Annotated in this window: 11 protein-coding genes, 3 pseudogenes and 1 other annotated feature; of the genes and pseudogenes, 8 read left to right on the top strand and 6 right to left on the bottom strand. The window is 62.6% G+C overall.

Annotated elements, in window-relative coordinates:
- Positions 1 to 21 precede the first annotated feature (21 nt).
- From ACTGJ9_RS30220 to ACTGJ9_RS30200, 5 genes are all read left to right on the top strand, one after another.
- Positions 22 to 1,359: a condensation domain-containing protein gene (locus ACTGJ9_RS30220; protein WP_456674039.1), complete on the top strand. Its 1,338-nt coding sequence runs from the start codon at positions 22 to 24 to the stop codon at positions 1,357 to 1,359.
- A 35-nt stretch (positions 1,360 to 1,394) separates the two neighbouring features.
- On the top strand, positions 1,395 to 2,744 hold the full coding sequence (locus ACTGJ9_RS30215) for a hypothetical protein (RefSeq protein ID WP_456674038.1): 1,350 nt from the start codon (positions 1,395 to 1,397) through the stop codon (positions 2,742 to 2,744).
- Entirely contained in the window at positions 2,737 to 3,834 is a 1,098-nt protein-coding gene (locus tag ACTGJ9_RS30210) for a hypothetical protein (protein WP_456674037.1), read from the top strand. Before ACTGJ9_RS30215 ends, ACTGJ9_RS30210 begins: the two co-directional genes overlap by 8 nt.
- Positions 3,806 to 4,126, top strand: a complete 321-nt coding sequence (locus ACTGJ9_RS30205) for a hypothetical protein (protein ID WP_456674036.1) — start codon at positions 3,806 to 3,808, stop codon at positions 4,124 to 4,126. The genes ACTGJ9_RS30210 and ACTGJ9_RS30205 overlap by 29 nt, the downstream gene beginning before the upstream one ends.
- A gap of 853 nt (positions 4,127 to 4,979) precedes the next feature.
- Positions 4,980 to 5,639, top strand: coding sequence for a hypothetical protein (locus tag ACTGJ9_RS30200; RefSeq protein ID WP_456674035.1), 660 nt, complete (start codon positions 4,980 to 4,982; stop codon positions 5,637 to 5,639).
- Here the strand turns inward: ACTGJ9_RS30200 and ACTGJ9_RS30195 are convergent.
- From ACTGJ9_RS30195 to ACTGJ9_RS30180, 4 genes are read right to left on the bottom strand one after another with little or no spacing between them, the layout of a single operon-like run.
- Positions 5,546 to 7,072, bottom strand: coding sequence for an ABC transporter permease (locus tag ACTGJ9_RS30195; protein ID WP_456674034.1), 1,527 nt, complete (start codon positions 7,070 to 7,072; stop codon positions 5,546 to 5,548). The genes ACTGJ9_RS30200 and ACTGJ9_RS30195 overlap by 94 nt on opposite strands.
- A 2-nt stretch (positions 7,073 to 7,074) precedes the next feature.
- Positions 7,075 to 8,235 carry an ABC transporter permease gene (locus ACTGJ9_RS30190; protein ID WP_456674033.1) on the bottom strand — a complete coding sequence of 387 codons (1,161 nt, stop codon included), beginning with the start codon at positions 8,233 to 8,235 and terminating at the stop codon, positions 7,075 to 7,077.
- Positions 8,232 to 8,975: an ABC transporter ATP-binding protein gene (locus ACTGJ9_RS30185; protein WP_456674032.1), complete on the bottom strand. Its 744-nt coding sequence runs from the start codon at positions 8,973 to 8,975 to the stop codon at positions 8,232 to 8,234. The genes ACTGJ9_RS30190 and ACTGJ9_RS30185 overlap by 4 nt, the downstream gene beginning before the upstream one ends.
- Positions 8,972 to 10,219, bottom strand: a complete 1,248-nt coding sequence (locus tag ACTGJ9_RS30180; protein ID WP_456674031.1) for an efflux RND transporter periplasmic adaptor subunit — start codon at positions 10,217 to 10,219, stop codon at positions 8,972 to 8,974. The genes ACTGJ9_RS30185 and ACTGJ9_RS30180 overlap by 4 nt, the downstream gene beginning before the upstream one ends.
- Positions 10,220 to 10,446: 227 nt before the next feature.
- Here ACTGJ9_RS30180 and ACTGJ9_RS30175 point away from each other — a divergent pair, with 227 nt between their 5' ends.
- The 3 genes and pseudogenes from ACTGJ9_RS30175 to ACTGJ9_RS30165 all read left to right on the top strand — a co-directional run.
- Complete coding sequence (locus ACTGJ9_RS30175; protein WP_456678677.1) at positions 10,447 to 11,337, top strand: glycosyltransferase; 891 nt, start codon at positions 10,447 to 10,449, stop codon at positions 11,335 to 11,337.
- Positions 11,286 to 11,693 carry a glycosyltransferase gene (locus ACTGJ9_RS30170; RefSeq protein WP_456674030.1) on the top strand — a complete coding sequence of 136 codons (408 nt, stop codon included), beginning with the start codon at positions 11,286 to 11,288 and terminating at the stop codon, positions 11,691 to 11,693. The genes ACTGJ9_RS30175 and ACTGJ9_RS30170 overlap by 52 nt, the downstream gene beginning before the upstream one ends.
- Positions 11,694 to 11,952: 259 nt before the next feature.
- Positions 11,953 to 12,788 (top strand): annotated as a pseudogene (locus ACTGJ9_RS30165) (IS3 family transposase); the annotation flags it as partial.
- Positions 12,237 to 12,353, top strand: a sequence feature (AL1L pseudoknot). It overlaps the preceding pseudogene by 117 nt.
- 7 nt (positions 12,789 to 12,795) lie before the next feature.
- On the opposite strand, the pseudogene ACTGJ9_RS30160 reads toward ACTGJ9_RS30165, so the two are convergent.
- Both ACTGJ9_RS30160 and ACTGJ9_RS30155 read right to left on the bottom strand, forming a co-directional pair.
- A pseudogene (locus tag ACTGJ9_RS30160) lies at positions 12,796 to 12,993 on the bottom strand (transposase); the annotation flags it as partial.
- Between the two features lie 416 nt (positions 12,994 to 13,409).
- A pseudogene (locus tag ACTGJ9_RS30155) lies at positions 13,410 to 14,635 on the bottom strand (IS91 family transposase).
- Positions 14,636 to 14,642: the final 7 nt, after the last annotated feature.

Raw genomic sequence — 14,642 nt, 5'->3', positions numbered from 1 at the left:
TCTGCGGCATCGATAGAAAGCGTGAAACGTGCACCCGCGTCGCCCACGTTACCGAGCTACGAACAGGAACAGCATCTGAATGCGTTCCGCGCGTGTGAGCAACGGCAGGAGGCGATGGCGCGGCTGCTTGTCTTTGTGTGGGACGAACCCGGACGGTGTGACATCAGAGCCATGACCCATGTGGTGACCGCACATCTGCGCAGGCACGACACTTATCACAGCTGGTTCGAGAAGCGCGGCGATGCAATAGTACGGCACGTACTTGCCGACCCTGCGGCCATCCAGATGGAGTCTTTGACGGTCGGCGAGGTAAGTGCGGAGGATTGGCAAAAACATGTCGCGGCAACCCCTACACCGTTCGCATGGGATTGCTTTCGATTTGGCATTCTCCAGCGCGCGAGTGGGTTCACTTGCTTCGCAAGCATTGACCACTTGCACGCCGACGCGACCGTCATCGCGTTCCTAATGGCAGAGATCCGCTCAGCGTATAGCGCTGTGCTCCACGGCGAGACGCCGCTTCAACTCCGGCCGCCGGGGAGCTATCTGGATTACTGCACCAGTCAGCGCCAGCAAGCAGCCATGAGAACGCTAGCGGATCCTGAGGTGAAGGATTGGATCGCGTTCCTGCACCGCAACAGCGGTCGCATGCCCTCTTTCGCGCTGCCGCTCGGCGTGCTGGAGGATCGCTATCACGCCGAGTATATACGCGCTGATATCCTCGATGATACTGTCATGGTCGCGTTCGAGTCGGCGTGCCATGCTTCCGGCGCGCGGGTCATCGGCGGCCTGTTGGCCTGCGCGGCCCTGACCGAATGGGAATTGGCTGGGAGCTCGCGCTACAGTGTCGTCACTCCCACGACGAGGCGAAGATCGCCACAGGCTTTCCGGATGACCGGCTGGTGCGTGGGAGTGGTGCCCATCGACTTCGACGTGCAAGAACGAACGTTTCCTCAACTCGCCTCCACCGCCCAACGTAACTTTGACGAACGTCTATGCTTTGCCAACGTGCCAATCGAGCTCGTACTTGAATTGGCCGCCGGGCTGCCGACGATTCGATCCGCCGCCACGGGTGGCGTCATGCTATCCTATATGGATGCGAACTTTCCTCCCCTCACTGCGCACATTGCACGCGAATGGTATCAGGGGAATGGGCGGGTTTATATCAACCAAGGCGTGGCCTCGCAGGTGGCGCTCTGGTTCTTCCGTACGCAACGCGGGCTCTCGCTTACGGCGGCCTATCCGGCAAACGGGACCGCCCGCGCCTCGATGCATCGCTATGTCAAAGCGCTTACGGGCGCATGCCGCCGGGCGGCCGACGCAGTGAGACCGACGTACTCCCAAGTCGGTCGTTCACGATGACGTATGCGATGTCTCACCCAGAGAACGTGTCGATTATGTCGCCGCCCTTCGTGTCCTTCGCCGATCAGGGCATGTACCTTGCGCATATCTCACTTGGCCAGCATGCGGTCATTCAGGTGCTGTGGCGCTATCTGCGGCCTGTAGACTTGGACGCGCTGACACGGTTCCGTGACAATCTCGCGCACGGTCATCTGGCGCGGCTGATCCGGCCGGCGCTGCTTCCGTTCGGACGGCACCAATGGGTCGGCGCGCCACCCCCGTCGGCTGCTCTAGCCGTCGCGAAGGCGCCGCTTGCCCCTGAGGCGATGCGGGCGTGGGCCGACGCGCAGGTGGAGCTTCCATTGGACCCTGTGCGCGGACCAGCATGGACCTTCACGATCCAGACCTTCAGCGACGGCTCCACGGTGGTCTCGCTGGTGGTGTCGCACTGTATCGCGGACGGACTGACCGCCGCAATAGCCGTGAGCGAAGCCGTGCGTGGAGAGCGACGGCCTCCAGTCTATCGCGCACGGTCAGTCTGGTCAGCGCACCGCGCCGCGACAACACTGGGTGCCGAACTCCAGCGCATTGTGCTGGACGCGCCAGCGACGCTCCGGGCGCTTGCCCAGCTGCTCCGCAAAGGAGACACCTCGCGCGCCACGTACAACACACCCGCCGGCTCGCCAGTCGTTGCAACGGCAGATGACCGGACGGTCGTGTTTCCGTCGGCCTTCATGCGCGTGCCCACGTCCGTCTGGGACCTCAGAGCGCAGAGCCTCGGTGCGGACCGCCTCACGCTCCTGACCGCGGTAACGGCAGCGTTTGCCGAGGCGCTCGGTCGCGTCCGTGACGACCATGTGACCTTGTTGATTCCCGTGAATCAGCGAGAGGGTCTGTCGCACACCGGCGGCAACGGCGTCGCGCTTGCCACATTGAAGGTGCGTGTCGACGAGCCGCGCGGGCACCTGCATCCATTGCAGCGGCGTCTGCGGGCTGCGCTGTTGCGGACGAGACGCGAACGCAATCGACTTGCTACACTGCTGCCCTTGGTGCCCTTTGTGCCTAGACGCGCATTTTCGGCTGCCAGCCGTCTGGCGCTTGACGCGCTCGCCGGCCTGCCGGTCACCTGTTCGTACTTGGGCACCTTGCCCAAGGACGTGCACCAGATTGACGGCGGCGCGGCTGATCGAATCTGCGCTCGCGGCATCGACCGACCGGTCGCGCGCCGCGCGGTCGAGGCGCGTCAAGGCGTGGCTACTCTGTTCGCCGGTGTCATACCCGGGTTTATCGCCCTGAGCTTCGTTGCCTACCAGCCCGGCGTGGTTACGGAGCCTCAGCATCTTCGCGCGGTCGTCGAACGGCTCTTGGCCGACTACGAACTCGCTGGCGAGTTTTTCGATGCTTGAGACGAGCAAGCGCGGCGCCCCTACATACGCGCGGCACCGCCTCGCCTGGCTGGACCAACTGGCCTACGAATTGTATAGGGTCACCGGCCGAAGCCAGTTGATGCAATGCCTCTGGCTCTATGACCGCGACGTGAACCTCGCCGCGCTGGCGCGAACAAACGAGCGACTCGCCGCACTGTCCTTCAATCGGCTCATTGAACCGTCACCCTTGCCGTGGGGAAGGCCTCGTTGGGTCAAGCCGGCTGGGATGCCGCTTCCGCCTGAGCAGAGTTCGGACTTGCTGCCACGATCGCGGCTGCTGCACTGGGCTAACCTGCACGCGCGCGCCCCCATAGACCCTGTCCTCGGTCCGGCCTGGCGAATGGCCATCCAGCCGTTCGACGATGGCAGCACAGCCGTGAGCATCGTCGGATCGCATCTACTGCTCGACGGAATGGGAGCCTTGCGGGTTATCGAGGCTGCCGTAAACGGAACGGGCGTCCCGAGCCCGTACTTGCCTGAAGGCGCCCGCGGGCGGCTGTCCGGGTGCGCGTCGGACGCGTGGCAGATCCTCGCCGACGCTCCGCGTACGGTTGCCGCACTCGCTCGGATTGCGCAAGCGAACTGGCACAGACCCGCCGCCCCTATACAGAGGCCGGCCGTTACAGCCGCCGAAGCAGGTCACGATCCATCGACGATCGTGGAGCTTCCGGCCGTTGCGGTGACTGTCGAATCGCGTGTCTGGTTCGCGTGCGAACAGCGGCTTGGTGGTGGCTTGAATACGCTGCTGCCGGGCTTCGTAGCGTCCCTGGCATCGCATCTGCACCGCCGCCGCTTCTCGGACGGCGCCATCAGCCTTCTTGTCCCAATAAGCCGAAGGCGTGGGCTGGACGACCAACGAGCGCTGGCGATCGAATTCCATATGATGAACGTCGCGCCTGAAGGCCTGACCACAGAATCTGCGGCCGGTGAATGCGTCGCTGAAGGCGCTGCTTCGCGGCGTGAGGAAAAATCAGAGCGATGTAGTGACTTCGTTGCTACCTGCCATCTCTTGGATGCCGCACAATACCGCAAAGATGCTCGTGAACCGGTTGTTCAATTATGCCGGTGAGCTGCCGGCAAGCTGTTCCGACCTTGGAATGCTGCCGGACGGGCTCGCGCGCATCGACGGCGCGCCGTGCCGCCATGTGCTGACACGAGCTGTGGATGTCAACGTCACGCGCCAAGACCTGGAGCGTTCCCACGGTCATCTGGTTGTCGTGGCCTCCCGCTACGACAGGACCGTTTCCCTCTGCATCGAGGCCTGCCAGTTGGGACACACACCAACCACGACTGACGAACTTCGCCTGGCGGCCTCGCGAACACTCGCCGACTTCGGACTCGACGCGATCATTAGCGCCTGATCCCAGCGTTCTTCGGGGCTGGTTTTTGCATGTGAGTCCCATCAATAGAAGATAAGCGTTTTCAAAATCGAGTTAAATTGACATACGACTGATGGGCGGCGGTTGCACCGCGCAACGAAGAACCAGGGGGCTTTGGATGCGTCCTTCTTCTGCCAACAAACTGCGCGGGCGCCGGGGGGGCGAGCGACGCCGGCGCGGACGACCTTCTGTGCTATATGGACCAAGGCTCATTCGTCGGATTGCGCGCGCTCGGACGCGGGCCAGCGCTGCATCTCACCTGGTTATATTCGCACGCTGTCGACGAAGCCGCCGTAAGACAGTTCAGCGAGCGGCTCGCACTAGGGTTGCTGGGACGCCTCCTGCAGCGTTCCCCATTGCCATGGGGGCGGCACCGTTGGGTGGCCAACCCTGTGCCGGGCCCAGTGACGTGGTTTCGCGACCCGCTTCCCAACGAGAGCCTGCCCAGGTTGCGACGTGTGCTGCTCGATCTACCTGTGGATCCCGAGCGCGGACCAGGCTGGCGCCTGGCAGTCCAAGCGCTGGAGGGCGGCGGCTGCGCGCTGACGATGCTGGTGTCGCACACGATCGCTGACATGCAAGCCACCAATCAGGCCATCGCTGACGCGGTGGCTGGTCGACGTCTCAACCATGGATTCCCAGCTCGATCTTGGCGATGGTCTCCAGTGATGCTGGTCCGCGACAGCGTTGAGAGCTTGCGTGCCCTGCCTGGCGTTTGGCGCGCTCTGGTGGCTCTCGTGCGGCGATCGCGCAAGGGGGGGCGGGCTTGTCATGTTCGAGGCTTCGCGCGGGAAGCAGCCGCGACCATTTTGACCCGGCAGCGGATGTGCCGCTCGTGCAGGTGGTCATGGACGCAGGAGCGTGCCAACAGCGTGCATCGGATCTGGGCGTGGCAAGTAACACGATGATCATGGCGTTCGCAGCACGGCTCGCTTTCCGGATGGGCCGCGTGGACGCCTCAGGGCGCGTGAAGCTGGTGCTGCCGGTCAGCGATCGCCATTCAAGTGACCGGCGCGGCAACGCGCTGCGGTCGATCACGGTGATGGCGGACCCCGATGCTTGCCGCAACCATCCGCGCGCTTTACAGCGAAATCTCAAGGCTGCGCTGGCCTCGCTGATCCGGCACGGTGATGACTTGTCGCCGTTGTTTCCGCTGATTCCGTATGTGCCGCTGTGGCTCGCGCGTCGTCTGGAGCGGGAGGCGCTCGGGGCGGACCTGCCCGTTGGGTGCAGCCTTATCGGCGAATTGCCGCTTGACATGAACCGCCCGTGCGGCGAGGCATTGCTTCTTCAGCTTTCGCTTCTGGAGCGCTATACAGCCTCCGAGCTGGAACGGCTGGGTGGCGTGCTATTTATCGGGTGCTACCGTGTCGGCGAACGGCTGTTCTTGACTGTGTCCGGCTACGTGCCAGACCGCGGAACGACCCGCGCCGAGTTGGCGCCATTCGTGCGCGATGCGCTCGCGGATATGGGCCTGTGCGGGACGGTCAGTTGACGATAACCGATCAAGAAAGCATATAGCGCGACAATCAGGATGAGAACGCGGTGTCTCGCCCTGATCGCCGCCGCGCACTCCTGAAGCTGAGACACTGCCCTTTCAAACGGCCACGAACGGGACGGGCTGTTTACAATTCTGTCCACTTTGGCAAGAGCGGACGCCGCAGCCTCGGCCGAGACCTGCCGCATGGAAGGTGGAGCTTGACCGATGACTCCTAGCGAGCGCGAACATGCACCGTACGGCGGCCAAAGCGGTGCCGAACACTCAAGCCACGCGCAGCGCGTCGATATCTTCATGCGGGCGGCCCGTATGGCCGGCAGGAATCCGCCGAGGAAGCCCATCACGAGCGCGAAAACGAGTGACCGCAGCACGATCCCGGGCGTCAGCACAAACCGAAACGCGAGCTCGGAGAGCGACGTCCAGTTGAGCGTCGAGATCTTCACCTGCGTCATGAGCGACGCGAACGAAAGCCCAACGACCCAGCCGACGACCGCGAGCAGCAGCGCCTCAACAAGAAAAGCAACGAGGATCCGCGCGCGCCGAAATCCGAGCGCGCGCAGGACCCCTACCTCCATCATGCGGCTGGCCACGGCCGCGTACATCGTTATCGTCGCGCCAATGACTGCGCCGACTGAGAACAGCACCGAGAGCGTGATCCCGAGGATCTGAATGAACCCGGAGAGCAGGCGCGACTGTTCCTCGTAGAAGATGCGCTCGCGCTTGGCCTCGATCGTAAGGCGGGGGTCCGCTTCGAGGCGCGCCTTGAGCGCATCAAAGCTGGAGCGATCAGCGAGCCGCACCGTGACCGAAGAGAAAAAGTCTCGCCGAAACGACTGCATAAGCTGTTCGCTATCGCCCCAAATCTCGGAATCGAATCCGCTGCCGCCCGCGTCGAATCGACCTACGATCTTCCACTCCCGCTGAGCAAACCTGAGGCTCGATCCAATCTCGACGTCTTCGAAACGCCCCGCGAGCGCTCGACCGATTACGATCTCGTTCGATCCTGGACGAAACATGCGCCCTTCGGCGAGCCGCACCTGTGGACGCACAGCCAGAGCGGCTGGACCAACACCGCGGATCAGAAGGTTGCTGGCCTGCTTGGTCTTGCGCCTTGGCCGCGAGATCAGCACAGCCACTTCCTTGGATACGAGCGGCGCGCCTTCGGCTCCGATCATAATTTCGGGCTGGCTTTCGATGATCCTGGCCTGCCGACGGTCGATCAGGCTCTGGATCTCGACTTCCGCAGAGCGGCGTACGAAAATGACGTTCGTGTCTTCCCCGGTAGCAACGAGTGTCTGCTTGAGTCCGGAGTCAAGCATGAGCACGGCAGCGTAGACAAACACCACGAGGGCCATACCTGTCGCGGTGAGGAAATTGGTGAGTTTGCGCACGTGCAGGTTACGCAAGCTGTAGGCGAGCAGCAACGGCATGGTCAGCCCAACGCCCGAAGACCATTGACGATGTTGACACGGGCCGCGCGGCGCATCGGCAAGACCGCGGCGAGGACCCCGACCACCAACGCCGAAACTGCCTGCAATATGACAGTGTTGACGCTCACGATCAGTGATGGGAAGAGCGTCGCGGAGAGCTCGGCAAGGCGCGCGGCGACCGGGGGCGTGAGCCCGATCGCGATCGCACCGCCGATCAATGCTATCGCGACGGATTCCCCAAGGATCAATCGTGCTACATAGCCGGGGCTGAAGCCAATGGCCTTAAGCGTGGCATACTCGCGGAGGCGCTCGCGCGCCGTCATCGCCATGGTGTTTGCCATAACGGCCAAGATGATAAAGATAACCACGAACGAGACGATACGGATGGAAATGAGGATCGCCTCGGTCTGCTTCACGAAACCGATCTGGAAAGCGCGCTCAGTCTCGGTGAGCGTCTCGGCAAGCGAGTTGCGGAACACTCCGTCGATCGCCTGACTGACTTCCGCGACGCGATTCAAGCTGACAACGTCCACGGCGAACAAGCCAACCTGATCAGCTTGTGCCTTGGAGCGCACACGTAGTGTTTCGTTCAGGTAGTCCCAGCGGAAGAAAAGCTGCGAAGTGTCTGTTTTTGGATCTCGGCCGTCAAAGACGCCGCAGATCACAAACTCCCAGCTACCGGGGAAAATCGTCCCGCGCAGCTGAATCACATCGCCGGGCTTGAAGCCGTAGCGCTTGGCGAGTTTGCGTCCTACAATCGCGCCGCGGCGGTCGCGCAGGAAGGCGCGCCGCACCTCGTCCGAAACAAGGATCTCCGGGTACATATCGAGATAGCTCGCGGCATCGATCGCAAACTGGGGAAAGAAATTCTTCAGATCCTTGTAGATGCCGCCGAACCAGTTCATGTAGGTGACGCGCCGCACGCCTTCGACAGCGCTGATGCGCTGGTGATAGGCTTGTGGCAGCGGCAGCGCGAAAGAGATGGCGTTGCGGGTTAGCAGCCGTGAAGGAACGGCGCCATCCACCCCCGCGTACCACGTTTTGACGACGGTCTGGAGCAAACCAAAGGCGAGGATCGCAACAACGAGTCCGACGAGCGTCAGGGACGTGCGGAGCCGGTGGCGCAAGACGTTACGCAGCACGAGCGTGAGCCATTGGCTCATGATCGGCACTCACTCAAGCGCTGCTCCACCAGATAAGAAAGATCGCCCTTCTCCAGATCCATGATGCGCTTCGCACGCGCCGCCGCGCGGCGATCATGTGTCACCATCACGATCGTCTTGCCCATGTCGCGGTTTAACCGCTGCATGATCTCAAGCACCTCCTCTGCGGACTGCCGGTCAAGATCGCCCGTCGGCTCGTCGGCCACCAGCATGGTCGGGTCGGTGACGATCGCCCGTGCGATCGCGACGCGCTGCTGCTGTCCGCCCGAGAGCTCCGATGGCAAATGTTTGACGCGATCGCTGAGGCCAACGAGACTGAGCGCGAGTTGCGCGCGGTCTCGGCGGTCGCGCCGCCCTACGCTTGTGAGCGTGAGAGGCAACTCGACGTTCTCCAGTGCTGTGAGCACGGGCATCAGGTTGTAGAATTGGAAGATGAAGCCCACGTTTGCCGCGCGCCAGTCAGCGAGATCGGCTTCCGGGAGGAGCGTAATGTCCTCGCCATCCACCTTGATCGAGCCGTGATCTGGACTGTCGATGCCAGCGATCAGGTTGAGCAGTGTCGACTTGCCCGACCCCGACGGGCCCATCAGGGCGAGGAACTCCTTACGACGGATGTCGAATGTGAGTTTGGAAAGGACTGGGACGATCTGCCTGCCGCGCCGGTAGCTCTTGCTCACGCCGCTCAGCGCGATGAGCACATCTTTTCCGGTCGGCGCGTCCGAGACGCGAAGCACGGTCACTTCGCGGCCTGCTTGACTGCGCGCCCGTCAACAAGATCTTCCGGCGGTCGGATCACCACTCGCGTGCCGGCGTTGAGGTCACGTACCTCGATCTGGTCGCCCACCTTCGCGCCGAGATCCGTGCTCCGCAGACGAGCTTTGCCGCCCTCGACGACATAGACGTGCGGTCGTCCATCCACCTCGAAGACGGCCGCCATCGGCACTGCAAGAACAGGCTTGCGCTCGGATTCGGCTACTTGACGATCGAGGAAAGCCACCTTGGCGCTCATTTCCGGAAGCATCCGCGAGTCGTGCTGCACGAAGCGGATTTTCACGAGGGTAGACGCCTTGGCGCGATCCACGGTCGGTACCATCCGGTTAACCAGGCCTTCGAAGCGCTCGCCAGGGATCGCGTCCAGCTGGATCTCCACCGGTTGCCCCACGTGGATGCTCAGGTACGACGACTCCGCCACGTCGGCTTCCACTTCAAGCGAGTCCATGTCGGCGATGGTGACGACCGCGCCCTTGGTGTCGACCGCCTGCGAGAACGGTGTAATCGTGTCACCTACGTTGGCGTTCCGCGTGAGGACAACGCCGTCGAAGGGCGCCCGGATAACGGTCTGGCCCACGGCAACTTCGGACACGCGGAGATTGGCCCGTGCAGCGGCGATGCCGGCCTCGTACCCAGCACACGCTGCTCGCGCCTTGGCGAGGCGTGCCTCAGCGCTTTCGCGCATCGAGTCGCTAATGATGTTTTTCTCGCCGAGGGCCTCGGAGCGCCTGAACGCGATTTCCGCTTGCGCGAGCTCCGCCCGCGCCTGGGCGAGATTGGCTTCCGCAACCTGTACGTTAGCGGCTGCCTGGTCGCTCATCGCCTGCGTGTCGCTGCTCTCGAGCCGGGCGATCACCTCACCCTCGTGCACCTTGCTGCCTTCGAGTACACCCAACCATTCGAGACGGCCCGTCGCCTTCGAGGCGACGGACGCCTTGCGTTGCGCAACGACGTAACCAGTCGCGTTCAACAGCGTCAGCGCTTGCGACGGATAGACAGAGTAGACGATCGCCGTCTCGACGACGATCTGCGAATGCCGGCGCCACTCCCACGTTGCGCCCCCGATGCCGACAAGCATCGCGAGCAGAAGGACCCGCACCAGGATGCGGCGCAACTGTCTGCGACGCCGCGGGTCAGCACTACGGTCAATTGCAAGCGCGGATAGATCGGAGGCGGCGGGTACGCCATCGCTCAGAGCTTGGGGCAGAGTCATGGCTTCATCATCGATTTCCGAGCAATGCAGCGTAGATTATGAAGAAAATATCTCGTTGAGAAAGCCGTAAGCCATGGGCTTGACGACTGTCAATTAGCATTAAAGGCGGCTCTTGACATCCATCATTTCGTATTCTCCAAATCTTCTCCAAACTCTGAACCAAAGCCGACGGCAGCCACGTCAAAGCGATTGCCATAACTTGAAACCGCGAAGACCGGAGCGGGACCATAAAGTTCGCTGTCGCAGTACACGGAACAAGAGGAGACATCGAACCTGCGGCTGCGGTTGCACGTGAGTTGGAGCGCCGCGGTCACGAAGTGAATATGGCCGTGCCTCCCAATCTCGTCGAATTCGCCGAATCGGCTGGTTTATCTTCGGTGGATTCTTACGGCCCCGACTCCCAACAGCAGCTAGAGGCGGAGGTTTTCCACGAGTGGTTTAAGTTGCGCAATCCCATCAAGGTCCCGGGGCAGGCTCGAGAGTACCTCACCAACGGCTGGGCCAAAATGAACGAGACTCTCACCAAGCTCGCAGTCGGCTCTGATTTGATACTGAGCGGCACTACTTATCAAGAGGTAGCCGCCAATGTTGCCGAGGCCCAAGGGGTCCCGCTCGCCGCCCTGCATTACTTTCCCGTCAGGGCGAACAACCACATTTTGCCGGTTCGATTGCCCCAAAGTTTGATCGAACCCTTGTGGTCAGTCGCCGAGTGGTCGCACTGGCGCCTGTTGAAGCCGGCCTACGATGAACAGCGTCAGGCCTTGGGACTTCCGAAGTCCGGAATTCCCGCCGTGCGCCGACTCGTCGGATCTGGCGCGCTGGAGATTCAAGCCTACGATAAGGTGTTCTTTCCCGGGCTTGAGGAGCAATGGGGCTGGAAGAGACCTTTGGTCGGCGCGATGACCCTGGAATTCGCCGCCCATTCCGACGGTACCGTGAATTCCTGGATCGGAGCTGGCCGGCCCCCAATTTACTTCGGGTTCGGCAGTATGCCGGTCGACAAACCGGCCGAGACCGTTGCGATGATCATAGATGCGTGCCGGCAGCTCGGCGAGCGTGCACTGATATGTTCAGGGTCTTGCCCCTTGAAGGCATGGCCGCCACAAGGGAAGTCATGATCGTGCCTTCGGTCAACCACGCCGAGTTCTTGCCGCGCTGCCGGGCTATCGTTCACCATGGTGGTGCCGGCACCACTGCCGCCAGCGTGCGCTCCGGCGTCCCAACTCTTGTACTCTGGGTGGGCGCAGACCAGCCGGTGTGGGCTACACAGATTAAGCGCCTGGGGGTCGGCACCTCGCGCCGTTTCTCTGCCATGACGCGGAAGACCCTTCACGATGACCTGCGGACCGTTCTGGGGTCAGGATTTGCCGCTCGGGCGCGCGAGGTGGGCAATCGGATGACATCGCCGAGCCAGAGCCTGACAACCACTGTAGCCCTCCTCGAAGGCCTTGCCGCCAAGCACGCGTCATGTTGATCTAGGCCACGATCGGCAACATCCGAGTTCGCAGATGGCCGATAGGCGACCTTCCGGGTGAAGTTGGGCTACTCGCTCCTTGGCTGCGAAGGCCAATTGATGGAATGCCGCCCTGGTCGCTGGGGCAGGATAGCGACGAGCAAGACAATTGCAGCGAGAATGACCACGGAAGCTAAAGGACGACTGAGGGCGAACCCGCCGTGGCTGACTGAACCGCCCCGGGTTTGCCGGAGGCTCCAACTTCTGAGAGGATGGAGCCATGACGAGCAAGACGACGAACAAGTTCTCATCCGAGGTCCGGACCCGAGCGGTTCGGATGGTTCTGGATCACGCCGGCGAGCACCCGTCGCGGTGGACGGCAGTGACGTCGATCGCGGCCAAGATCGGCTGCACGCCGCAGACGCTGCATGACTGGGTCAAGAAGGCCGAGGTCGATAGCGGGCAGCGGGCCGGCGTTCCGACGGACACGGCCGAGAGGCTGAAGGCCCTGGAGCGAGAGAACCGCGAGCTTCGGCAGGCCAACGAGATCTTGCGCAAGGCAAGCGCATATTTTGCGATGGCGGAGCTCGACCGCCGGTCCAAGCCATGATCGCCTTCATTGACGATCATCGTGGGGCGCATGGGGTCGAGCCGATCTGCAAGGTCTTGCCGATCGCCCCCTCGACCTACCACGCCCATGTGGCCAAACGGCGCGATCCGGCCAAGCTGTCGGCGCGCGCCAGGCAGGATGTCAGGTTGAAGATTGAAGTCCGGCGCGTGTTCGATGAGAACTTCTCCGTCTATGGCGTGCGCAAGGTCTGGCGGCAGCTCAAGCGCGAAGGCTTCGATGTTGCCCGTTGCACCGTGTCGCGACTAATGAGGGACATGGGTTTGCAAGGTGTTATCCGCGGCAAGCCGGTCAAAACCACGATCAGCGACAAGGCCGCGCCATGCCCGCTGGATCACGTCAACCGCCAATTCAAGGCGCCAAGGCCGAACGTCCTCTGGCTCTCCGACTTCACCTATGTCGCGACCTGGACGGGCTTTGTCTACGTCGCCTTTGTGATCGACGCCTATGCCCGCAGGATCGTGGGCTGGCGAGCCTCGCGCACGGCGCAGCGTGAAAGCGCGTATGGATCTTGATCGGGTCGCCAAAGCGTTCCGGCAAGTCCCGCCAAGGAATGCCGGCCCGATAGCGGTAGATTACCGCCTCTACAAACAGCCGATTGTCCCTGGCCGTTACCCCCACGTGCCCTTCACGCCCGGGCAAAATATCCTTGATCCTGTCCCATTGATCGTCCCGAAGGGCGTAGCGGCGCATCTGTCAGCTCCGAATCAGCTGACCGCCTATGAATCACGCGATAATCTGCTTGGGAATCTGGAGGGTTCTGTGAGGTCGCGTTCACGCGATGGTGCGGCAGGTGCAGTTGTGCGACCTCATTGAAGCCGGATTGAACGAAGGCGCGGGCGGTTATGCGCGGTTTTGCAGCTATGGGGATTGTTGGAGATCGCGAGGTCCGGTCTGCCGGCTCGGCGTGTGCGGCAGCGACACGAGATGTGCGCATCGGCAATGGATTGGGATCAGACGCGCTTTGCGAGCGGTGGCGATGGGCGGAGCGCTGCATCGGGCGGTTGTTGTCGCACAATGTGGCAGCACGGATTCGACAGCGTCCACGATGATCGAGCCGCTGGGAGTGGGATGACACATGATGATTGTCGTACATGGCATGAGCTGGCTCACGATGTGTCGCACTGGAACGGTGATGTTCGAGGGCTGGAGCAATTGAAGCTGTGTCGAAAGCGCTCGACGATGCGCATGACGCCGCCACAATCGGGACAGGAGGAACCTCGGCCCGCGTCGGAGGGTCCGAACTCACGGGCGACGCCTCAATATTGTTTGGCGCTGTCCGCTCATGATCAAGAAGGGCACGGCAAAGCGCGAGCCTGGCGGCGCGATGGCGGTTAGCCATGAAGCCGAAATGGCGGATGCGGTGGAAGCCGTCGGGCAACGTGTGAAGAAGGAAGCGGCGGATGAACTCGTCGGCCTTGAGCTTCATGATCTTTGTCGCGCCGTTCTGGCGGTAGTCCTTCCAGGTAAAGGCGACGTGATCCTCGTCGAGGGCTACGAGCCGGCTGTTGGCTATTGCAACGCGATGGGTATAGCGGCCGAGATAGGCCAGCACCTGCGCAGGGCCGCCGAACGGCCGCTTGGCGTAGACAACCCAGCTGATGCGCCGCATAGCGACGAGATGAGCTGCGAAGGCAGCAGGCTCGGCCAGGGATGCGAGATCGCCGAAGAAGTTCAGGGTGCCGGCGTCGAAGGCGGCGGTCAGACGTTCGAGGAACAGGCGTCTGAACAGCCGGGCGAGCGGTTTGACGGCCAGGAAGAAGTTTGGTCGGCTGGCGATCCAGTGCGCGTTATCGGGCGAGAGGCCGCCGCCCGGCACGACGCAGTGGACGTGGGGATGGTGCGTCAGCGCCTGCCCCCAGGTGTGGAGGACGGCGACGACGCCGATCCCGGCGCCGAGCCGGCGTGGATTGGCGGCGAGCGTCGACATTGCCTCGGTGGCGGCTTTGAACAGGATCGCATAAACGATGGCCTTGTTCTGAAAGGCGATCGCGGCGATCAGAGTCGGCAGTGTGAAGACGACGTGGAAATAGGGAACCGGCAGCAGGTCGGCTTCTCGCGCGGCGAGCCACGCGGCTCGGTCTGGCCCCTGACACTTCGGACAGTGCCGGTTGCGGCAAGAATTGTAGGCGACGCGTGTCGTGCCGCAGTCGTCGCAAGCCTCCATGTGGCCGCCGAGCGCCTCGGTCCGGCACGCCACGATCGCGCTCATCACGCGCCGCTCGACCCGACCGAGATGACCGGCATGTACACGGCGATAGGTGTCGCCATGCCGGCGCAGAATATCGGCAATCTCGATGGCGGGCCTGTTGCAGCGGCTGTCGGGGCGGATCATCACCCGC

Source organism: Bradyrhizobium sp. RDM12 (assembly GCF_051917485.1).
Lineage (GTDB): Bacteria > Pseudomonadota > Alphaproteobacteria > Rhizobiales > Xanthobacteraceae > Bradyrhizobium.
The sequence above is the reverse complement of the archived record's forward strand: the minus strand, read 5'-3'. Positions and strand labels throughout refer to the sequence as shown.